Annotated in this window: 18 protein-coding genes and 2 tRNA genes; 9 read left to right on the forward strand and 11 right to left on the reverse strand. The window is 63.5% G+C overall.

Features of this window, described 5'->3' with window-relative positions; all coding sequences use genetic code 11:
- Positions 1-19 precede the first annotated feature (19 nt).
- Complete coding sequence (locus tag JXA24_07905; protein ID MBN1283677.1) at positions 20-358, reverse strand: P-II family nitrogen regulator; 339 nt, start codon at positions 356-358, stop codon at positions 20-22.
- A gap of 61 nt (positions 359-419) precedes the next feature.
- Positions 420-498: transfer RNA gene (locus JXA24_07910), tRNA-Pro, on the reverse strand.
- A gap of 131 nt (positions 499-629) precedes the next feature.
- On the opposite strand from JXA24_07910, the gene JXA24_07915 reads away from it, so the two are divergent.
- A complete protein-coding gene (locus JXA24_07915) occupies positions 630-1,640 on the forward strand; it encodes a hypothetical protein (protein MBN1283678.1) in 1,011 nt (336 codons plus the stop codon).
- A gap of 3 nt (positions 1,641-1,643) precedes the next feature.
- Entirely contained in the window at positions 1,644-3,353 is a 1,710-nt protein-coding gene (locus JXA24_07920; GenBank protein MBN1283679.1) for a 1-acyl-sn-glycerol-3-phosphate acyltransferase, read from the forward strand.
- Positions 3,354-3,368: 15 nt separating this feature from the next.
- Here JXA24_07920 and JXA24_07925 read toward each other — a convergent pair whose 3' ends face one another.
- Both JXA24_07925 and JXA24_07930 read right to left on the reverse strand, forming a co-directional pair.
- On the reverse strand, positions 3,369-4,913 hold the full coding sequence (locus JXA24_07925) for a hypothetical protein (GenBank protein MBN1283680.1): 1,545 nt from the start codon (positions 4,911-4,913) through the stop codon (positions 3,369-3,371).
- Positions 4,914-5,069: 156 nt separating this feature from the next.
- Positions 5,070-5,393 carry a PilZ domain-containing protein gene (locus tag JXA24_07930; protein ID MBN1283681.1) on the reverse strand — a complete coding sequence of 108 codons (324 nt, stop codon included), beginning with the start codon at positions 5,391-5,393 and terminating at the stop codon, positions 5,070-5,072.
- Between the two features lie 198 nt (positions 5,394-5,591).
- Between JXA24_07930 and JXA24_07935 the strand changes: the two genes are divergently transcribed.
- The 3 genes from JXA24_07935 to JXA24_07945 all read left to right on the forward strand — a co-directional run bounded on the left by JXA24_07935 (position 5,592) and on the right by JXA24_07945 (position 7,785).
- On the forward strand, positions 5,592-6,611 hold the full coding sequence (locus tag JXA24_07935; protein ID MBN1283682.1) for an NAD(P)-dependent glycerol-3-phosphate dehydrogenase: 1,020 nt from the start codon (positions 5,592-5,594) through the stop codon (positions 6,609-6,611).
- A gap of 539 nt (positions 6,612-7,150) precedes the next feature.
- A complete protein-coding gene (locus JXA24_07940) occupies positions 7,151-7,417 on the forward strand; it encodes a hypothetical protein (GenBank protein MBN1283683.1) in 267 nt (88 codons plus the stop codon).
- Positions 7,414-7,785, forward strand: coding sequence for a hypothetical protein (locus tag JXA24_07945; GenBank protein ID MBN1283684.1), 372 nt, complete (start codon positions 7,414-7,416; stop codon positions 7,783-7,785). Before JXA24_07940 ends, JXA24_07945 begins: the two co-directional genes overlap by 4 nt.
- A gap of 118 nt (positions 7,786-7,903) precedes the next feature.
- Here the strand turns inward: JXA24_07945 and JXA24_07950 are convergent, their stop codons facing one another.
- The 6 genes from JXA24_07950 to JXA24_07975 all read right to left on the reverse strand — a co-directional run bounded on the left by JXA24_07950 (position 7,904) and on the right by JXA24_07975 (position 16,892).
- The gene (locus JXA24_07950; GenBank protein MBN1283685.1) at positions 7,904-10,126 is read right to left on the reverse strand and encodes a hypothetical protein; all 2,223 of its coding nucleotides are present in this window, start codon (positions 10,124-10,126) and stop codon (positions 7,904-7,906) included.
- Positions 10,127-10,171: 45 nt separating this feature from the next.
- Positions 10,172-11,998, reverse strand: coding sequence for a hypothetical protein (locus tag JXA24_07955; GenBank protein ID MBN1283686.1), 1,827 nt, complete (start codon positions 11,996-11,998; stop codon positions 10,172-10,174).
- A gap of 217 nt (positions 11,999-12,215) precedes the next feature.
- The gene (locus JXA24_07960) at positions 12,216-13,829 is read right to left on the reverse strand and encodes a carbon starvation protein A (GenBank protein MBN1283687.1); all 1,614 of its coding nucleotides are present in this window, start codon (positions 13,827-13,829) and stop codon (positions 12,216-12,218) included.
- A 4-nt stretch (positions 13,830-13,833) separates the two neighbouring features.
- A complete protein-coding gene (locus JXA24_07965) occupies positions 13,834-14,310 on the reverse strand; it encodes a hypothetical protein (protein ID MBN1283688.1) in 477 nt (158 codons plus the stop codon).
- Positions 14,311-14,363: 53 nt separating this feature from the next.
- Complete coding sequence (locus tag JXA24_07970; protein ID MBN1283689.1) at positions 14,364-16,058, reverse strand: chloride channel protein; 1,695 nt, start codon at positions 16,056-16,058, stop codon at positions 14,364-14,366.
- A gap of 189 nt (positions 16,059-16,247) precedes the next feature.
- Entirely contained in the window at positions 16,248-16,892 is a 645-nt protein-coding gene (locus JXA24_07975; protein MBN1283690.1) for an HD domain-containing protein, read from the reverse strand.
- Positions 16,893-16,984: 92 nt separating this feature from the next.
- On the opposite strand from JXA24_07975, the gene JXA24_07980 reads away from it, so the two are divergent.
- From JXA24_07980 to JXA24_07995, 4 genes are all read left to right on the forward strand, one after another.
- Entirely contained in the window at positions 16,985-17,962 is a 978-nt protein-coding gene (locus tag JXA24_07980; GenBank protein ID MBN1283691.1) for a hypothetical protein, read from the forward strand.
- A gap of 86 nt (positions 17,963-18,048) precedes the next feature.
- Positions 18,049-18,135: transfer RNA gene (locus JXA24_07985), tRNA-Ser, on the forward strand.
- Positions 18,136-18,155: 20 nt separating this feature from the next.
- Entirely contained in the window at positions 18,156-20,570 is a 2,415-nt protein-coding gene (locus JXA24_07990) for a PBP1A family penicillin-binding protein (protein MBN1283692.1), read from the forward strand.
- On the forward strand, positions 20,513-21,025 hold the full coding sequence (locus tag JXA24_07995; protein MBN1283693.1) for a tetratricopeptide repeat protein: 513 nt from the start codon (positions 20,513-20,515) through the stop codon (positions 21,023-21,025). Before JXA24_07990 ends, JXA24_07995 begins: the two co-directional genes overlap by 58 nt.
- A gap of 69 nt (positions 21,026-21,094) precedes the next feature.
- Here JXA24_07995 and JXA24_08000 read toward each other — a convergent pair whose 3' ends face one another.
- On the reverse strand, positions 21,095-21,583 hold the full coding sequence (locus tag JXA24_08000; GenBank protein MBN1283694.1) for an isoprenylcysteine carboxylmethyltransferase family protein: 489 nt from the start codon (positions 21,581-21,583) through the stop codon (positions 21,095-21,097).
- Positions 21,584-21,598 lie beyond the last annotated feature (15 nt).

Genomic DNA, 21,598 nt, shown 5'->3' on the forward strand with positions numbered 1-21,598 from the left:
TTTTAGAAAAAAAAAAGGACTAAAGGGCCGATTCGCCGGTCTCGCCGGTCCGAATCCTCACTGCGTCGTCGATTGTGCTGATAAAGATCTTTCCGTCGCCGATCCGTCCCGTGTGCGTCCGCTTCTGGATGACCGAGGCGACCTCGGCCGCCTTTTCCTCGGGGACGATGACCTCTATCTTGATTTTAGGGAGAAAGTCAACGACGTACTCCGCGCCCCGATATACTTCCGTGTGCCCCTTCTGCCTGCCGAAGCCCTTCACCTCGGTGACGGTCATGCCCTGGACGCCCAGCTCCTGGATCGCCTCCCTCACCTCGTCGAGCTTGAACGGCTTTATGATCGCCTCGATCTTTTTCATGATGGCGCGCAACTATCATGCGGAAAAATCACTGTCCATGAAAAATAAAAACATCTCCCCTTGGTCGGGGTGAGAGGATTTGAACCTCCGACCTCACGGTCCCGAACCGTGCGCTCTAAACCAAGCTGAGCTACACCCCGACAAAAGAGAGACGCATCTTTTCAAGTGCGTGAGGTCTAGTTTAAACGGCAGGTACTGTCAACGGCGCTTTGCCCTGCCCGATCGTCTTGTATTTATAAGAATATTATAATAGAAGGACTATTCAATGGCCATGGGGGGTAAAAAAATCAAGGTTAAGGTTAAGGCTAAGGCTAAGGCTAAGGCTAAGGTTAAGCCTAAGCCTAAGCCTAAGCCTAAACTTAAGCCTAAACCTAAGCCTAAACCTAAGCCTAAACCTAAACCTCAAGTTAAGGCCAAATTGCCTGAGTGGCCGCCCCCCCTTGAGATCTACTCTTCAACGGATCCGCTCTCTCTGATGCGCAAGGTGCTGGCCCGCTGCGACCAGGCTTTTCTATCGCGCCAGGTCTCATATTCGCTCTCCACCTCAGAGGGGCTGGGGGAGGTGTGGGTGGACGAGGAGGGGATATCCTCTGCGATGGACACCCTTCTCATGCACCTTGTTTCGCGTTCCCCTCGCAAATCGGTGATCTCCGTGCAGCTTTGCCCGTTCGCCATGCACAGCGGCTCAGGCGTTCAGATCGCCTTTGAGGCCATCGACAGGTTGATCAGGGACGTGGACCACAAGGCGTTCATGGCCTCGATCTTCGACGGGGGGGCGGACCAGGAGACCGGCGTCTCGCTCGCCGCCCTGAGGGAGAGGGTGATGGCGCAGCACGGAAGGCTCTGGGCGGAGCTGCCGGGCGGGAACAGGACCCTGTTCAAGATAGTGCTCCCCTCGACGAGGGACGTGGCCAGGCAGGCCCTTCTCGGCCAGCGCACCTTCAGGTGCGACATCGCCATCACCAACTACCCGCTCGTGAGAAAGCGCTTCGGCCTGATGAAGGGCAGGCACCTAGTGGAGCAGGTGGAGCGCTACGTGAAATCGCTGGTGAGGTTCCCTATCGACATGGTGACCGCGGACCTCGACGCAGGCAGCATCACCGCGATCTACGAGGCCCAGCCGGGGGCCGCGGAGTCGGTCTACTCCCGCATATCCAAGAGGCTGGGGCAGGAGACCTTCCACATCGGCAAAAGACCGGTGGAGCTCCTCTTCAGGTACGAGCTCAAGGGCGGCGCCGGCCATTCTGCGCCATCGGCCGGCCGAAACCGGGGGAAAGGCTAGGGCATGGACTGGCAGGGTGCGGCAGAGGCGTTGTGGCGCGTGCGATGGTGGTTCGTGCCGGTGTTTGCGGCGCTCTATCTCGTGCCGCTTTTTCGTGTGGCGGGAATGGCCTTCGAGGGCGGCGGCAGCGCCCTCATGCGCGTCAACCGCCTCTTCGGCCTGTGGGAGCACGCGGTCTTCATCCCGAGGGACACGTTGGCGACCGCGTATCTCGCGGGCGGGTTCCTCTGGCACCTGTTCCTGGCGCTGGAGCTGGCGAGCCCGGAGCACGCCGCTGTCGCGGCCGCGGCCCTGGCGCTCATGTCGGCGGGCTGGGCCCAGCGCCACTTCCGCAGGCAGGGGCACATGGCCCTGGCCGAGTTCGCGAGCCGAAACCCGACGGTCCACCCGCAGGAGTTCTTCGACCACCTCTTTTGCGTGTCGGGCGCGATCAGGCACAGGCTGCCCCAATCCCCGGCCAGGGTGATAGACCCCGCGCACCTCGATTTCCGAAACCACGGAAAGGGAGCGAGGCTCCGGTGGCCGACGCTCGCGTGCGGCGCGTGGAGCACCGCGTGGCTGGCGAAACTCCTCGTGTCGTGCGGCGACATGAAGAACCAAAGGTGGCTCGCCAGGTTCGCGGACGCGATGGCGCTCGTCTGGGCCTCGAGGCTCGCACAGCTCATGCGCGCCGAGGTCTCGGTCGAGGGCGCGGACAGGCTCGCCGCGCACGCCGGGCCGCAGATGCTTCTCTACACACACGCGAGCTTCGTGGATTTCGCGCTGGCCCCGCTGGTGCCGGCGTCCATGGCCGCTCAGCCCGGCGGCCCAAGAAAGGGCTGTGTCCCGTCGTTTCTCATTGCGAAGGACCACTTCCGCGACAACCCCCTCTACTACCGGCTACTTGGCATCGGCAGGGCCGCGGAGGCGCTCGGCATGATCTTCGTTGAGCGGAGAGGGCGTTCATCGCCCGCAAGGGCCAGGGGCGTGGTGTGGCAGGCGACCGGGAAGATGGTGGACGAGGGGGCGATGCTCGGCATCTATCCCCAGGGCACGCGCGCAACGCCTTGCACGGGGGTCGAGGGCGAGAGGCTCGACTCCGCGTATTACACCGTGGGCGAGCCGGAGAGGATAAAGCGCGACGGGGCGCACCTGAAAAGGGGCGCGGCATTCATCGCGGTCGAGGCGGCGATGGGGCTTGCTGCCGCAGGGGAGCGGGAGGGGGTCCGCATCGTCCCGGTCGCCATAAAGGGGAGCGGGATCGCCTGCCCGAGGGGGAGCGCCAGGATCATGTCTGACGTCCGCATGAGGCTCGTCATCGGCGAGCCGATCCGCATCCTGGCCAGTGATGTCGCGGGGCTCAAGTCGCCCGATGAGGGCGGCCCGCATAACAAGGGCGAGGAGCGCTACTTCGAGTTCGCGGACCATCTGCACCGGAGGATAGACGTCTCGCTAAAGGAGGCGTACGGGGTGCACGCGGTTCTGGAGAGGCGGTTCTTCGAGGACGTAAGGGGCCTGCTGGACCACAACGAGATCGAGGAGGTGGCGCTCGCGGTCAAGCCGTGGCGCGGTGACGACTTCCTCTTCCACGCGGTGCTCGACGCGATCTACTGTGCGCCCCCTTCCAAGTGGCGCAGGTTTCTTGGGGAGCTGGTGCACCTCATGCTCAACTTCGCCACGCGCGAGGAGATGCTCGCATTCAAGGGGCGCGTGGTGGACGGGATGTCGATGTGAGGAACCTTTCCTGACCTATCTCAGCGGTCCCCGCAGGCCCATCATCAACGAGGCCCCTCCGTTGAGCGGGGGGATGAACGGACCCCGGTTTGCGACTGCGCCGAGAGGGCTCAATGCGGGCGCGAAGGGCAGGTTCGACGGGCGGACCGGCGGTGCGGCATCCCGTCCTTCGGGGTCGCGGTTGTCGTCGCCCGACGGGATCTCGATCACCATCGACCCGTGACGATACTCTATCTTTCCGCCGACCCTCGCAGCGAGCGTGTCCAGCTCCGCCCTGCCGTGGCTGGCCGGTCCCAGCGCCGCAAAGGCGCTGCGGCCTTCGGTCAGATCGGTCACCACGAGAGTCCTCCGGTCAGGCCTCCAGTCCACGTCCACGCGGGCAGGCGTCACGGGCCGCAACGACGAGGCAGGCGCGGACCCGTCGTACGCATACGATGCACCCATGAGGAAGACGAGCCTGGCGGCCAGCCGCTTAAGATGCCTGTTGTTCCTCGCGGTTATCAGGGCGTCATGGGGGGCGCTCACCCTGACGTCGAGCCATGGCCGCGCCTCGCGTTCCGCGCCGAAGCTCCTCATGAGCGAGAGCGGGCAGAATATCCCGCGGCAGCTGTCTGCCGTCTCGGCGTTCCTGAAGATGTTGACCAGCGCAGTCAAGGCGGACGGATTCCCGGCGAGGTCAATCCAGGGGAGCCTGTCCAGGAAGTGGTCCATGAGCCCGGCGACGAATGCGCTCTCCCACCTGCCGCCGAGCGCCTCGTTTTTTCGAAATCCCTTGAATGCGCCGAAGAGCGCTTTCAGCGGCATGGCGTCCAAGCCCACTGACCTCGCCGTCGAGGCATTGTCGATCCCCTCCGGCCTCAGGAATGCGCGCTCCAGCCTGAACAACAGTTTCTCCGCCATGAGATATAGGTCGGAGGAGAGGCTCTCCCATGCCTGGAGGTAGTCCGCCGCGTTTGTGGTGGCCGCCACCCTCCTGCTGAACTGCTCGATCAGCGAAACGGACCACAGCTTGCTGCCATAGCCCTCGATCATCACCTCGTAGTTGTTGACGCGCTCCACCCTCAACGCGCCGTCGGCGGTGGTCGCCTCGTCGTCGAAGGGGAACTCATCGCCTTCGACGACGGCCTTGAAGTCGAGATGGGCGAGCAGCGGCGCATTGGTGCGCATGGCCGATGAAACTGTGAACACCGCGAGCGCGGCGGAGTCGATCTCGTCCTCTTCGAGCTGGTGCCTGTCGGCGCCGATGATCATGCGGCCGTGCGGGGTGTGGGCCACGAATCCGCCGGTCGGGAGGTCCTCGAGCCACAGGAGGTCGCGGTCTGCCCTGAGGATGTCTTCAAACGATCTGGTTATCGCCTCGGCGGATATGCCGTCTGAAAACAGCAGCGGGAAGATCGAGCGCCCGGCGCCCGCCCCGCTGGGGAAGATGTCATTGAAGAGGGCGCTCACGGCGTTGTCGTAGGAATCCTCGTTCCCGCGCGCGAGGGCGACCACATTGCGCCACTTGTCCTCGAGCGGCTCTATCTCCCTGAGCAGGTCGAGCACCGTCGCTTTTCTCATTTCCACCGGGTGCGCCAATTTTCCCTCCATCCATCAGAAAGCGCCGACAAGCTTTTATCGGCAGGAGGGGAAATTAGTTGCTATATATTATGCTTTTTACCGGGCTGATGGATAAGGGGCGGTCTGATGTCTAACAGTTTGTAATAAAAGGACAAATCAATTGGAACGGGTCTTGAGGAATCGCTCGATCGCCTTGTGCGAGAGGGAGAAGAGGTTCGTGAACCGGATCCCGATGCCGGTCTCGGTTCCGCTCTCCTCCACGCGGGTTATGTTGCCGCGCATGGCGACGTCGCGGTCCTTGTCTGAGAGGTCGAAGATCACCTCGATCGGCCTGTTGTTGGAGATGCACTGCTGATCCGCCCTGATGTACATGCCGCCGCAGCTTATGTTGAGGGCCGTGGCAGGGATGATCCGGCCCCTGTGCCTGAGTATCACCGGGAGCTCGATCCCCAATCTCTGATGGCGGCGTCTCTCTTCCATTTGGCCCTCATTATCGGCGAAGGTATTTTTGGGTGCAACCGTTTTCACCCCATGTATCGGCATGCCTCCAAATAAGTTGCGTGACTTCTTCGACCAGAAACTATCAGCTTGTTACTGGTATTCTTTTACCAGAAACTATCAGCTTGTTTCTGGTAATTTGCGGTTGCAAAGGCTGTAAAAACCGATATTTACGGCACCATGGGTGAAAGGGTAACGGTCATCGGCGCAGGCTCCTGGGGGACGGCCCTGGCGAAGTTGCTCGCTGAGAAGGGCCTCGATGTCGCGCTCTGGGCGCACGAGCCCGAGGTCGCGGAGGGGATAAACCGAAAGCGCCGAAACCCCCTCTATCTCGCAGAGGTGACGCTGCCCGAGGGCATCGCAGCCACCGACCGACTGGAGGGCGCTGTGGCAGGCGCCTCTGTGGTCGTCTCGGCGGTGCCCTCGCACGCGCTGCGCAGGATCTGGCAGGCCCTTGCCTCCGAGCTGCCGGATGACGCCCTGGTGGTAAGCTGCACCAAGGGCATCGAGGCGGAGGGACTGAAGCTCATGAGCCAGGTGCTCGCCGACTGCCTTCCGTCGCATCCGGCGAAAAACCGCGTGGTGCTCTCGGGCCCGTCGTTCGCCGCCGAGGTCGCGAGGGGCCTTCCCACCTCGGTGGTCGTCGCGGGGACCGACGCGGGCGTCACGGCGCGCGTCCAGGAGATCTTCCGCACGCACGCGTTCCTCACATTCACCGGCGACGACGTGATAGGCGTGGAGGTGGGCGGCGCGGTCAAGAACGTCATCGCCATCGCGGCCGGGGTCTCAGACGGACTCGCCCTCGGCCACAACACTCGCGCCGCGATCATCACGCGCGGCCTCTACGAGATGATAAAGATCGGGCAAGCGCTCGGCGCCAATCCCATCACCTTCGCGGGGCTCTCCGGCATCGGAGACCTCGTGCTCACCTGCACCGCGAACCTCTCGCGCAACCACACCCTCGGCTTCGACCTCGGCCGGGGCAGGGCGCTTTCCGACCTCAGGCGCGGCATGCGCATGGCCGTGGAGGGGCTGCCCACCGCTGAGGCGGTCCACAGGCTCGCCGCGAAGCACGGCCTCAACATCCCCATCTGCGACGCGATGTATCGAATCCTCTACGAGGGGCTGGAGCCGAGGATGGCGGTCGAGGAGCTCTGCAGCATGCCGCTCGCCCTCGAACTCGGCGCACTTTTACACTGAGTGAGGCAGACGGAGCGGGACGGGGTGCAGCGCTTCCGGCCCTTTCCTCGTCGACTGGCGCGCTCGCCTCGCTACTCGTCGCGAAAAGATCGCTGGTTTCCTGGCATTTTAGCCCATGCTGTCGGTACGAGTTAGGTGTCTTCCCCTGTCAGCCTCTAACTCGTGAAACCAGCGATCTTTTCGCATCCTCATACGCTCGGTCTCGCATCCCGAGCACTCAATGCCTTGAGTGCTCGGGAGGAGCGCCTTGATGTCTCCTCCGGAAAGGGCCGGAATCGCTGCCGAACGCATGAGAGGCTGAATAGTGCCGATTTGACGGAGCGGATCGGTGCGCTCTTCGCAGCGGGGCTCACGGAGGCCGGGTGCCGTAGCCTGTTATGATCCGGCCGACGTGGCCCAGCGAGGAGCCGGCGCTTGAGGCGACGAGCGTAGCGAGAAGAGCGCACCGATCCGCTCTGTCTGCAGAGCTCTTTATGGCAAATCGGCGCAGGGGATAAGACGTGTTGACCGGGGGGCGGATTGGTTATAAAGGCGGGGGCATGGCGAAGAAGAAGGCCAGGGGGCGCAGGAAACCGGCGGGCGGTTTCGATCTCGAGTTCTCGATCGAGGAGGACGGCCTGCTCCGCGGGCTCATGGACTCCAAGGGCAAGAAGGTCGAGGTCATAGCCTTCGGCATCGTCTACTCGGGGGTCTTGGAGAGCGTGGACCTCGACGGCGGCCAGATCGTGATCGCCGACGGAGAGGACCGCGCGATGATCGAGATCGAGCGCATAGAGTCGCTCACCCCCCTCGAAAACTACCTATGAAGCGGGCCGCGGCGGTCTCACTTGCACTGTTTGTCATCGCATCCTCTCTCTGCGCGCTGGCGGGGGAGCAAGGAGGGGCCGCATCCGCGCGGGCGGAGGAGTCGGGGTTCGCGATCATTATCCTCGGCACGCGCAGCGCGGCCGACGTGAGGGTCATCGAGAAGAACCTGCGCTCGCTCCCGTACGTATCGCTCATGGTGCCCACGGTCATGAGCCAGCAGCACCTCGAGTTCCAGGGCAGGATGAGCGCCTCCGACGAGGCCATGGTCGCGGACGTGGCAGGGCTTGCGCAGGACCGCTACGAAGTGAAGGCCCGCCGCGAGCACAGGCGGGGGCTGGTGATAACGCTGAGAAAAATCAAGGGATGAGAGGCTGAGAGGCTGAGAAGCTGAGAGGCTGAGAAGCTGAGAGGCTGAGAAGCTGAGAAGCTGAGAAGCAAAGAAAAGGCCCTGCTGAGCAGGGCCTTGTTTTTTGCTCCTCATCGGCTCACCATACTCCGCCCATGGTTAAAGTGAGCGCGGAGAAGGCGTCTCCAGGGCCGTATGCCCGCAGCAGCTCGTCGCCGATGTCGAAGACGTATATCGCGGCGCCCATTTCGAGCAGACGGCTGCCGCTTCGGACAGCTGCGATGAGCAGTTCAGGCTGTCCGTCGTTGAACATGTCCCCTGGCGTGAACATGAGGGCGCCCAGCATCTGGTCGTTTTCGAACAGCTTTGGCGATGCGGCGCCTGTGAAGATCGCGTTGGCCTGTTCCGCGCCCCTGTCGTCCCATAATTTGCTCGATCCCATCCCTTCCTCGCCCAGGTAGAGGTAGACCTTTCCGCGGTAGATTCTGTAGATGTCGTCCCCGACCTCCACCGTAGCCGGGAGCATCATCGGGGCGCCCACGACGAGATCTGCGCGGCCGTCGTTGTTGTAGTCGTCGGCGATGATGTTGAACATGTTGAATATTGCGTATCCGTCCCCGGTCCTCTCGGCTGAAATCTTCGCGTGCAGGTCCTCCTCCGCTTCGCTGAGCGGCACTAGCGAGAGGCTGGCCGGCCAGGGGCTGCGGCCTGACAATATGTGCACCTCGGCCGGGTCGTACTCCGGGAGTATCGCCTTTACAGGCACCGAGGGGTTGACCTCGTTGGTAATGCCCACGATCAGGTCGTCGAGCGCCATGGCCGTGTCCTCGCGGGCGTCGCCGTCGAGGTTCGCGATGAAGACGGTCTGGATCATGTCTGGATAGAGCCCGCTGCTGCCCACGGCGGTGATAACCGAATCGGGATTGTCGATCACGCCGCCCTCGACGGTGCCCTTGAATATCTTCACCACGTTCTTCTCGAGCGAGCTGTCGTAGATGACGACCGCTATGTCGTTCAGCGGCTTGCCTGTCTCAGGGTTCATGTCGCCGTCGAGGTTGCCCCACCCGATCGACGGGTAGTAGGGGAATTGCATCAGTCCCAGGGGCAGGTCGAGGCCCTCGGTCCACTGCCGGTAAATCGCCTGCGACATGGGGAATCCCTGGATCGGTATCACCACGTCCGCGTCCGCCGTGGAGATCCTGCCGGCGAATTTGCCCGGCCCGCCGAAGAATATCGTTATGTAGGTGTAGTAAGAGAAAATCAGAGAGGAGCCGGCCTCAATCTTGCCGGCATCGAGGTCGGGCTGCTCCATGGTGGTCATGACAAACGGGAGATCGGCCTCGCCGTCGCCGTTGAAGTCGAAGACCCTGCCCTCGGGGCGGATGAGCGGGAACGCGATCACGAGGCTTGAGTCCAGCTCGCCGTCGTCGTCGTCATCTGCCACGAATTCAGCCACAGGGCCGGCGGCCGGGTCCTCGAAGTATAGATAGCTCCAGCGCGTGTCCTTGATCTCCGACCCGCCGGGATCCGGGACTGGAACCGGAACCCCACCCCCGCCTCCGGAAGTTTTCCCGACCGAGACCGCTTCCGCAGGGGGAGGTTTTACAGGTTTCGCGGTGAAGATGTCCTGGCAGGCGTCCGGAGTTCCCACGCGGCCAACCAGGTATTTCTGATAATCCACCTGCTGGAACTGAGGGATGGTGATGCTGAAGGCAGGGGAGCCGACTTTGCATCCCTCAGCGTCAAAGGGGTCCATGTAGAACCGCCCGGACTCCGCTCCAGTGAGCGCGATCTGCTCCAGCATGCCCATCAGGTCGATGATGTTGTCCTCTTCGGAAGGCGGTATGAGCGATTCTTCGCCTATTATGAAGCTCATTCCCATAAGGGCCAGGAGGAAGTCGGCGTTTTTGCCGTCCACGAGCGACATCGGATTGGGCGGAGAATCCACTGCATACTCGCCGTCCGGGACTGCGGCGCCGTCCGCGAACGCAAGCCCGCTCCAGGCCACCCTGTATCTTATGCTGTGCCTGGTCCTGCCGAAGAACTTCGCCCAGGTGCCGTCGCTTGCCATTATCATGCGGTTTATGGCGACCGGGATTCCGGTCAGATCCTCCGCGATGGAGAAATTGGAGGCGTCAACGGCCCTGGATGGCGAGGTCGTCAGCGATACAGGGGCGTCGAAGCGGAGTATGACGGCCTTTCCGTCGAACTCGGCGTACGTGCCGGCCGGGGTCGTGTCGTCGCCTCCGTCTCCGCCGCCGTTATCGGTATCGACCGAACCCAGCTCGCCGCCGCCGCAGGCAGCGAACAGCGTCAGGGCGAATGCCGCTCCGACCACGCAAGCGAGTCTTGATATCTTCATGACCGCCTCCTGTCCTCTCATCCAACCGTTCCGATTTCAAAAATCCTACTTCGTAGCGTCATAGACGATATTGCCGAGCATCTTGAAGCCGCCCGTGCTCCCGGCTGATATCTCATCCACACTTGCTCCCGGGCCGCCGCCCAGTATTGCGAGGTAATATACGGTACCCAAATCAGTTACGCTCAGCCAGACGCCTGTGTCGTCATATCCGTCGTTGTCGACGTCTCCCAATGAGGTTATATCTTCGCATGAGGCGCCGGTCAGCGCCTCGGCACAATCGACGGCCAGGCCCTGCGCATCGATCGCAGCGTCCCACTGCGCCCTGCCGCTGATGCCGACGATCCTGCTCGTCTGCTTACCGACGATCGGGTCATAATCCTGGATTAAAAGGATCACGTCCTCGAATCCGTCTTCGTCGATATAGCCGAGGTTTTCCGCCTTCAGTTCCGTTGCAGTGCCGAGCTTGATATCCACGTCCACGTCGGCGGGCACTGCCATATCGGAGCGGACGCCCTTCTTGCCGAAGAATATGAGCGCCCCGCTTTCAGTGCTTGCCGGCGCCTTCGAGCTGCCTGCAACCTCGAGATAAGGGGTGATCAGATCATCTATCGTGTCTCCGTTGAGGTCCGCTGCGATCACGCCGGTCAGGGATAGACCGGTCTTAGCCGGGACATTGGTGATGGCAGGACCTGCGAGCGGATCGCCGGGAAGAGAGGCCGCGTCTGCGCCGAAATATCTGATCACGGTCTGAGTTATCTCATTCTCGACTCCCATTTGATAGCAGGCGGACACGTCGCCAAACCCGTCTCCGTCAAGATCGCCCACCCCTATGGTCACAGATTTTGAGCAATTTCCGACAGCACCCGCCTCCATCCGGGCAGATACGGCATAGAGATTTTCATCGGTCGCCGGCTTTTCGCCCAGATCGGAGAAGAACGTGGCGTTCCCCAGGATAAGAGCGGAGACGGCGGTCGTGTCATCGATGGCAGCCTGGATGGCCAAGTCCTGATAGCCGTCGGCATTGAGATCGCCGGCTGTCTGGAACCCGATCACTTTGGGCAGGTCGCTGCCGATTATCGTCAGAGGGTCTGAGGCATCGTGTGAGAAGAGGTTGAGATAGCCGTCTACTCTGGCCCCCACTATGGCGCTGCCGTCATCCAGCCTGCCCAGCATCCTGAATATCTTTTGTATATCCAGAAGTTCGCTGGAATAATGCCAGAGGCCTTCCTCTTTGAGATTTATTTCTCTCAGGTTGACCATCATGTTCGCCGGGTTCGTAATAAGCCGCAGTATCTCCTGCTGGCTCAGCACGAGAAGAGTGGGCAGCGGGTTTCCCATCCCGTCCGTTACGAAACCGTCGTAGACATGGATATCGGCCGTGTCGCCTTCGTCGCCGTCGAAGTTGAGCTGATTGAGGCCCACTCGGGCGACAGCCACGATTCTCTCAGCGATGTTTGTCCCGGCCTCCGATTTGGCGCCGGCGTCGAGTATGAGCGTGTATGCGTGGGAGTAGCGCGCAGGCCATTTCACGCTCACGCTCTTGTGATCAGGGGCCCATATATAGGATTTGACGTCGATCTCATCCCCGTCATCCACCGCCTTGGAGATGCCGGCGCTCGCGGAGAAGTCCCCCTGCACGATGTACAGGTTGCCCTCCACGGACGCAGCATCCATGGGTTCTGAGAACTCCAGGGTCACGCCGTTGCGTGCGCTGGCAGAAGTCGCAAATTCGGCCGCAAGCGTGATCTCGGTGCCATCGCCCCCGCCTTCGTCTTCGGAGACCACCTCTCCGCTGTGGCATCCGGCCATCGGTATGATCAGCGCAAGGACGAGGCCGATCAGCCAAACACTGCTCAAGTATCTGGGAAACATATCCACCTCCCTGTGCCAGGGGCAGTTTCCATCAATATTGATTAACAGCATAAAGCGTGCCATCCCCTGTATCGGGAGCTGCCTTTCAAGTTATTGTAAATAATATGGTTTAAAGCTCAGGCAATAAGGGGCATGGATCAAAAGGGTAAAAACATACCGGCTTGTGTCAGGAATCCGACATGCAGTCGACTACCAGAAACTATCAGCTTGTTTCTGGTTATTGGTTTGTATTTGCGCGTCGGACGGAGCGGATCGATTCCCACACCAGCGTGACAGCGAGCGCGAGCAGCGCTGCGCTGATTGAGGCCAGCGCGAAGTTGCCGGCAGAGAGGTCCTTGTGGATGATCACACCGAGCGCCGAGAGGGTGATGGCGAACATCGCGAACATGGGGATCCTGAGGAACGCGCTCTTTCCGCCCGCCCTCTTGAGCCAGATGGAGACGGCGAGGAGGGCGATGGCGGCGAGCAGCTGGTTCGCCGCCCCGAAGATGGGCCAAATCATCTTCCACTTGCCCGAATAAGCCAGGGCGCCCGCTGCGGCCACGGTGAGGATGGTGGCCACGTAGCGGTTGCCCGAGACGATGTTGTGCGCAGCGCCCTTGCGCGGGGCGAAGAGCTCCTGCAGGGCGAAGCGGCCGAGCCTCGTGGCGGTGTCTAGCGTGGTGAGCACGAACGCGGAGACCGCCAGCGCTGCGAACTCCGCGCCGCGCGCCTGCGGCACGCCCAGCGCCCCAAGCATCGCGCCGATGCCGTCGGAGAAGATCGCGACCGGGCCCGCGGCGGAGATCCGATCGAGATAGTCCGCCCGTCCCATGCGCATCACCACGATCAGCGCGATCAAGGCGAGCAGCGACTCCAGGAGCATGGCGCCGTATCCTACGGGCCTCGCCTCCGATTCGCGGTCGAGCTGCTTTGCGGTGGTGCCCGACGCCACTATCGAGTGGAAGCCCGATATCGCGCCGCAGGCGACGGTGACGAAGAGTATGGGGAAGAGGGCGCCGAGCTTCGGGTCGAACCACGCGACGTACGCCGGATAGCTCGCCACGCCCCCTGCCGCAAGGACCCCGACCGCTCCGGCGGCGATCAGCGCGTACAGGAGGAACGAGTTGAGGAAGTCGCGGGGCTGCAAAAGGAGCCACACGGGCAGCACTGCGGCCAGCACAATGTAGGCGATGAGCAGCGATATCCACGTGCGCTCCGCGAGCGCGAGCGGCCAGGCCCAGCCGGCGGCCATGCACGCGGCGAGCACCGCGACTCCGGCGACCGTGGCGACGCCGAGCGGCAGGCGGAACCTGTAGATCGCCAGCCCGAAGGCGCAGGCGAGTCCGATGAAGAGAGTCGACGCCGTGGAGGCGGACGGGGCAGACTCGAAGGTCTTGGAGACCACGACGAGGAAGACCGCCATGAGCAGCACGAGCGTCGCCCACAGGAAGAAGAGGAAGATCCTGCTGCCGAAGCGGCCCACGTAGCGACCGATGATCTCGCCTATGGAGAGCCCCCTGTGGTGCACGCTCGCCACGAGCGCCGCGAAGTCGTGGACCGATCCCAGGAATATACCGCCGAGGACTATCCAGAGGAGCACCGGCAGCCAGCCGTAGGTTGCCGCCACTATTGGGCCGACTATGGGAGCGGCGCCGGCGATGGATGCGAAGTGGTGGCCGAAGAGGACCGGCGCCTTCGCCGGGCAGTAATCCACGTCGTCGCGCATGGTGTGCGCGGGGGTCGGCCGGTGCGGCTGCACTCCAAGTCGGCGCGAGATCCACGGGCTGTGGTATCTATAGGCGAGCGCGAAGAGGGCGACGCTCGCGCCGAGTATGATCGCGGTGTTCATAATGCTATTCGTTCACGTTCACGATCTTCTCGCCGCGGGTCATGGCGTCCAGCGTGCTGTACGGGTACGCGGTGAGCTGCGTCTCCTTCCCGTCGTTCGTGACGAGGTAGAATGCCACCCCGCCCTCGAAGCTCTGGTTGAGCTGCATGGCCCGGTTGAACGCCTCGGTGTTGATCGCCACCCAGTGGTACTTGGCTTGGTCCTTGTTCGGCTCGTAGATCGCGCACCAGAGGTAGGCATGCCGGCCGTCCAGGAGGTAGGTGCCGTTGGTCGCGTGCCAGTATGCGGTGTCGTTCCTGCCCAGCTTCCTGATCTTTATGGCCCGGTCGTATGACTTCACCACCTCCACGTCCGCCGGCTGCGTCGCGACGATCGTGTGCACCGCCGCCCCCTTGCCCACCGGGACGTCCTTGGCCGATGCAGCTGATGCGAAGAGCGCCAGCGCCGCGACTGCCGTTGCGATTGCTTTGACCTTCTTCATGAAACCCTCCTTTTGGGATGTGGGACTTATATCACACGCGGAGGCGATGGCAATCATATCCCCATGCCTTCCATGGCATCGTCTCTCGCTTTGCCGATCCGGCTGCGGTAGGCACGGATAATGTCGCCGTGGGTGATGAGGCCGATGATCCTGCCCGGGTCGTCGGGGTCCACGACCGGCAGCCTGTCCACGTCGCTTATCTCCAGCCTCTCGGCTATCTGCGCGATGCTCTCGTCCGGAAAGGCCACCGGCGGAGGGGCGAGCATCAGCTCCCCTGCGACCACCATCTCCCCGAGCTCGCCTATCAGCGACAGCGCCGCCCTGACCTGCGCGAAGGTGATAAGCCCCGCGAGCTTTCCCTGGCCGTCCACGACCGGGAAGCCGTGCTGGGCCCCGCGCTGGATCCTGTCGATGAGATCCACCAGCTTCGTGTCCTCGCCTATGCTCTCAAATTTTTCGCGCATGACGTCGCGCACCGCCATCATCGCCAGTGCGTCCTCCTTTGGGGCTCCGAGCCTTATGCCGCGCCTGATGAGTTTAAGCGTGTATATGGTCTCCTCGCTGAGCAGGCGCGAGACGAGCGTGGCGATGACGACGGCGGTCATCACAGGGAGGATGATCTCGTAGTCGTTGGTCATCTCGAATACGATGATGATCGCGGTGATGGGGGCGCGGGTGGCGCCTGCGAAGAGGGCGCCCATGCCCACCAGCGCGTAGGCACCGGGTGAGCCGACTATCCCTGGCAGCACGACCGAGAAGGCCCGCCCCGTGAAGCCGCCGAGCATTGCGCCGATGAAGAGCGATGGCGAGAATACCCCGCCGGAGCCACCGGAGCCGAGGGTGAGAGACGTCGCCAATATCTTCGCTGCGGACAGCACTATGAGGGAAAGTGCGCCCAGATGGCCGAGCATCGCAGCCTCCGTGGCCTCGTGGCCCGTGCCCAGGACCTGCGGCATGGCGATCCCCATGGCCCCGAGGAGGAGGCCGCCGAGCGCGGGTTTGAGCCACTCGGGCATGCGGATTCCGTCGAACACATCCTCGATCTTGTAGAGAATCTTCACGAAGGCGCGGGCGTAGAGCGCTGCGATCGCTCCCAGGGCCGCGAACAGGAAGAGCTCCCAGTGGCTCACCAGGTCGTACACGGGCACGTGGAAGAAGAAACCCTCGCCTAGTATGAGCCTGGAGACGGCGGATGCGGTGACCGATGAGATGACGACCATGGAGAACGCGCTGGCTGCGAACTCCTGGAGTATCACCTCCATGGCGAAGAGCACGCCGGCGATCGGCGTGGCGAATGTGGCGGAGATGCCGCCGGCTGCGCCGCATGCGACGAGCATCTTGGTCATGCCGCCGGGCATGCGGAAGAGCTGGCCGACCGACGAACCGAACGCGGAGCCGATCTGCACGATCGGCCCCTCCTTCCCGGCGGAGCCGCCGCTGCCTATGCAGATCGCGCTGGCCAGCGCCTTGACGACGCCGACTACAGGCCTGATCTTCCCCCCCCTTCGCGCCACGGCCAGCATCACCTCGGGCACGCCGTGTCCCCTCGCTTCACGCGCGAAACGCGTGACAAGCAGGCCCACGAGCAGACCTCCAAGCGCCGGTATGAACAGGACAGCCCAGCGCCACGGCCCTGTGAATATGGAGCCCTGTGCGCCGTATGCTATGCCGGCGATGGCGTCGATGAGCCACTGGAAGACGCAGGAGACGAGCCCGGTGATGAGGCCGACCAGGAGGGCGAGCGCCAGCAGCTTGCGGGTGGCACCGGGCATCGAGAGCGCCCAGAAGATCCTGCCCGGATATGCCTTGATCCTTGCGAGGAGGGATCTTCTTTTGTCTGTTTGTTCGGTTTCGTCCATCTGTAGTCCGGGTCGGGTTCGCAGGTATGATGAAAGGCGGCTCAAATGTCAACATTGTGACATGATGCGCAGGCGGGTTCAGATCTTTCCCTCGATTTCACGGTTGAACCTCGCGAAGAACTCCAGCATGAACGCGTGCCGCTCCCCGGCGAGGCGCCTGCCCTCTTTGGTCAGCATCCTCTCGCGGACGTGGCGGAGCTTGTGCAGGAACTCGCGAAATGCGGTGTCCTCGGGGCCGTACGCGGGCGCCTTGAGCGGATCGGTGCCGGGCGGGTTGTGGAGCCTGGCCCCGTTCTCGCCGGCGAAGAGGAATGCGCGGCCTATGCCGACCGCGCCGATGGAGTCGAGTTTGTCCGCGTCGAAGAGGGACCGCGCCTCAAGCGTGTCGGGCCGGGATTCGCCGCGGAAGCGGTGGTGCTCGATGCAGTGCACGACGGCGTCCGCTATGCGGGCCTCCACTTCGTGCCTTTCTAAGATGGACCGGGCGAGCCTCGCCCCCTCCTTCGCGTGGCACACCTCGCCGAGCGACTCGTCCTCCCTGTGCCTGCCGATGTCGTGCAGGAGTGCCGCCATCTCCAGTATTTCAAGGTCCGCACCCTCTCTTCTGCCTATGTGCAGGGCGAGCGAGCGGACCCTCTCGGTGTGGTCCCAGCCGTGGCTGCCCCTGGAGCGGGTGAAATGGGCCCTGGCCTCCTCCGTTACGGCCTCAATCGCCTTTCGCATGACTGATATCTCCCTTTTGCGCCCCTGGCCGCTAGGCGGTTGTCATTTGCGGCGAAAATGCTAAACTGCCGCACAAAGTCAAGGGGGCCGATATGCGCATGTTCATCGCCGTGTCTTTTGCCGCAGCCGCAGTGCTCGTCTGTGCGCCCCTGTGGGCGCAGACCCAGGTCACGGGCCAGGGGGGCCAGACCATAACCGAGAGCACCGAGCCGCCGCCGCGCACGATAATACCCGAGAAGAAGGCGCCCTCGGCGCAGCCCAGGCCCTATCAGGAGAGGAGCTACTCCGGGCCCTCGTATCAGCCGCAGTACCAGCCGATGCCCTACGGACATGGCTACCACGGCGCCGGCTCGACCAAGTGCGACCTCCCCGGCGGGTGCGATACTGCGGTGCCCGAGGGCGCGGTGACGCTCGAGCAGCTGGATGCGCGCAGGTCCGGCGCCGCTGCCCCCGCGCCGGTCCCGGCGCAGCGATACACCCCTCCGCCCCCGGCGCCGATGCCGCCGCCGCAGTACTCGACTCCGGCCCCTGCGCCTGCCCCTGCGCAGAGGTATGTCGCTCCGGCTCCGCAGAAAACGCCTGCCCCGGCTTATGAGGAGCCGATCTACGAGTCGTCGAAAGACAAGCCGGTGGTGCTCAGGCACTACATACCAGGGGTCTCCGATACGATGCCTGTCTATCCCGGAGCAGCCCCTTCGCCTGCACAGCGATACGCCCCACCGCCCCCTGCGCCGGCCCCGATGCCGTCACCGGCCCCGAAATATGCGGCGCCTGCCCCTGCGCCGGCCCCGATGCCGGCACCGGCGCCCTCCTACGGGCCGGTGAAGAGCGATCTGCCGGGGTATTCGCCCGAGCCGCTCCCGCCGGGCACGATCCGGCTGGAGGACGTGAAGTCGCCGCAGTCCGGCTATGTGCCGCCGCCAAAGGGGGCAGGGCCTGCGCCCGCACCGGCTTACGACACAGCCCCTGCAAGGCAGATGGACCAGTACGAGGAGATACCCGCCCGGGCCGCACCTGACAGCGATCTCGAGGTGCAGAGGCCGGCCTCCCGCTGGAAGCAGGGGAAGTGAGGGTTGCAGCGAAGGCTGCGATGTGAATAAAAGGCCCGCTCGAGCGGGCCTTTTGGTCTGGATCGATCGTTTGAGTTCTCTGGAATGGAGGGGTGCGTGAGTGGCCGAAACGGGCGGTCTTGAAAACCGCTGTGGCTGAAAAGCCACCGTGGGTTCGAATCCCACCCCCTCCGCATTTTTTACGGGAAGCGCGATGTCGCCATACTACAGACGAGACAGGAGCCAGGCCAACCGCCAGCGCCAGATGCAGGAGCGCAAGCGCGCGCTCGCCAGGCGCGGCGGGGGCAGGTCAAAAGGGCCGGGCGTGCTGCGCAGGGCGGCGAGGCTCTTCAAGGTCCTCGTGGTGCTCGCGATCGTGGGCGGCGTGGCGCTCTTGTACCACTTCCATCACCTCGACGGGATGATCGAGGAGAAGTTCGACAGGCCGCGCAAATGGGACCTCCCCTCGCGAGTCTTCTCGGACGCCGAATACCTCTATCCGGGGCTGGACATAAAGGCGCGCAGCATCGCCTCCAAGCTCGACCGGCTCGACTACCGCAACACCGGCCAGGAGATAAAGGGACCGGGCGAGTACTCGCTCACCGACTCGCGCCTGCTCATCCACCTGCACGACTTCGACTACCCGGACGATCCGTTCAAGGGGTTCCCGCTAGAGGTCGGCATAGAGGGCGGCACCATCAGGCAGATGAAGAGGATGGACACCGGCGAGGCGCTGGAGATCGCGAGGCTGGAGCCGGAGCAGGTCGCCTCGATATTCAACGAGAAGATGGAGGACCGCACCCCCGTGGCCCTCTCCGACGTGCCGGAGAATCTCGTCCGGGCGATAATCCTGATCGAGGACGAGCGGTTCTTCGAGCATGGCGGCGTGGACCCGGTCGGCATCGCGCGCGCCGCGCTCGCGAACCTCAAGGCCCTGCGCATAGTGCAGGGCGGCTCCACTCTCACCCAGCAGCTCGTGAAGAACTTCTTCCTCTATCCGAAGAGGTCTTTCGCGCGAAAGCTCAACGAGATGCTCATAGCCTGGCGGATCGAGAAGAAGCACTCCAAGGGCGAGATACTCGAGGCGTATCTCAACGAGATATATCTCGGCCAGCGCGGCTCCGCCTCGGTCTCCGGCGTGGAGGAGGCCAGCCGCCTCTACTTCGGCAAGGCCGCGAGCCAGCTCACCGCAGGCGAGTGCGCGATGATAGCGGGCATGATCAAGTCGCCGAGCCTGTACAACCCGATCGCCAACCCCGAGAAGGCGAGGGAGCGGCGGGACTTCGTGCTGGCGGGCATGCGCGACAAGGGCTTCATCACCGCCGAGGAGCAGGGGAAGGCGAAGAAGGAGAAGATCGTGACCCCCAGGGTCAGGACGCGCACGGTCGTGGCGCCTTACTTCATAGACTTTTTGAAGCGGCAGCTCGCGGACCTGTACCCGCCCGACGTTCTCAAGACCGAGGGGCTGCGCATCTTCACCACGCTGGACATGTTCATGCAGCTGGCGGCCGAGCGGGCGGTTTCGCAGGGGATCGCCTCGCTGGAGAGGGACTACGCGACGAGGCTGCCCAGGGAGCACGAGGGAGGGCTGCAGGCGTGTCTGGTTGCGGTCCAGCCGTCCACCGGCTACCTTCGCGCGCTCGTCGGCGGGCGCGACTACGCCGACACCCAGTTCGACCGGTGCACCCAGGCCATGCGCCAGCCGGGCTCGGTCTTCAAGCCGTTCGTGTACCTCACGGCCATGGACCCCGCGCGCAGCAGGGCGCTGTTCACACCGGCGTCGCTCGTGGACGACACCTCGTTCAGCGTGAGATCAGGCGGCAAGGATTGGAGCCCGGCCAACTACGACAAGAAGGAGCACGGTCCGGTGACTCTGAGAAGGGCGCTCGAGCAGAGCTACAACATAGCCAGCGCGAAGCTGGCGATCGAGGCGGGGCTCGAAAACGTCGTGAAGACCGCCAGGGACGCGGGCATCGAGAGCGAGCTGATGGCGGTCCCGTCCATGGCGCTCGGCGCCTTCGAGGTCACCCCCATGGAGATGGCCAGCGCATACACGATCTTCCCCAACGGCGGCATCAGGGCGGACCCGGTCTCGATCATCAACGTGGTCACCAAGGAGGGTGAGGTCCTCGAGAAGAAGTCGCTCGTGATGAAGCGCGAGTTCGAGGCGGGGCCGGTCTTCCTCACCACGAGCGTCATGAAGGGCGTGCTCGACAGCGGGACGGGTGCCGGCGCGCGCAGCAGGGGCTTCACCGCGATCGCGGCCGGCAAGACCGGCACGACCTCGAGCTACCGCGACGCATGGTTCGTCGGGTTCACTCCCAAGCTGCTGGCGCTTTCGTGGGTGGGCTACGACGACAACGCCACGATGAACCTGAGCGGAGCCTCGGGCGCGCTGCCGATCTGGACGAAATTCATGAACGAGGTGCGGCCCAACGGCGACGGCGATTTCTCTGGTCCGTCCGGCGTCATTCTGGTAAAGATCGACCCTGTGACCGGCGGGCTTTCAGATTCCTCCTGTCCGGGCGGGAGATTCGAGGTCTTCATCAAGGGAACGGAGCCCGAAAAGACATGCAGCGAGATAGGGACCGACGCATCGGCACGGGAGACCGCTCCCATGGAGTTCTAGGGATCGCACTGGCCCTGATCGCCGCGCTCTCGCTGACCGCTTGCCCCAGAAAACCCCCTCACAAGAAACTCCCGCCCGGCGCGCGCGTTCCGCCGAGGGAGGTCCGCGAGCCGGCGACCGCACCTCAGATGGAGGTGGGGCCCGAGCGCCAGGCCTCGGAGAGGCTGGTCGAGAAGGGCAGGGCGCTCATGGAGAACGGGCAGTGCGAGCGCGCAGCGGCGTTGTTCAGGGACGCGGTGGGCGTGGACACGACCAACGGGCACGCCTACTACTACCTCGCCGTGGCTCAGGCGGAGCTGGGCCACCCCGACGTAGCCCTTGGGTTGCTCGACAAGGCGGAGGCGCTGCTGGCGCACGAAGAGCTCTGGGCGGAAAAAATCGACGAGTTGCGCCGGGAGCTGGGTTCGCGCGGGCCGGGCGAGATCGTCCCGTCGCCGATAGATCAGGCTTTTTAAATCCGTGACTCGTGACTGGCGCAAGCACGCTAGTCACTAGTCACTAGTCACGAGTTGCCAGTCACGGCTTTATCCTTTGTATCGTTTGAACTGCGGAAACCAGCGTGGGACCGCCTTGCGGTATCTCTCGTATTCGTGGCCCAATCCATCCTTCAGCGCGGGCTCCTCGTAGAAGAGGACCCAGAAGTGTATGGCCCACGTGATTATCAGCGCGTAGGCCAACATGGCTATCCGGGACATGATGAGCGCCTCGCCCCACATGGTGAGCAGCACGCCGAGCATGAACGGATTGCGCACGTACCTGTACGGGCCGGCCACGGTGAAGACGCCGCCAGCGTCGTAGGGCGCGGGCCTGGAGGCGCCGGGCAGCAGCAGGACCGCCCCGCAGTAGAGGGTCAGCGGAGCGCCGACGGCGATGAGCGCGACGCCCGCGTAGCGGAACATGCCGATGTCCAGCATCGGGAAACTTGCGTCGAAGCGGGTCGCGAGCCACGGCCCCACGAAGAGCGACAGCACCATGAAGACCATGCCCCAGATGATCGTGCGGAATACGAACATGGAAAACCCCTTGAT

The organism is Pseudomonadota bacterium (assembly GCA_016927275.1).
GTDB lineage: Bacteria > UBA10199 > UBA10199 > 2-02-FULL-44-16 > JAAZCA01 > JAFGMW01.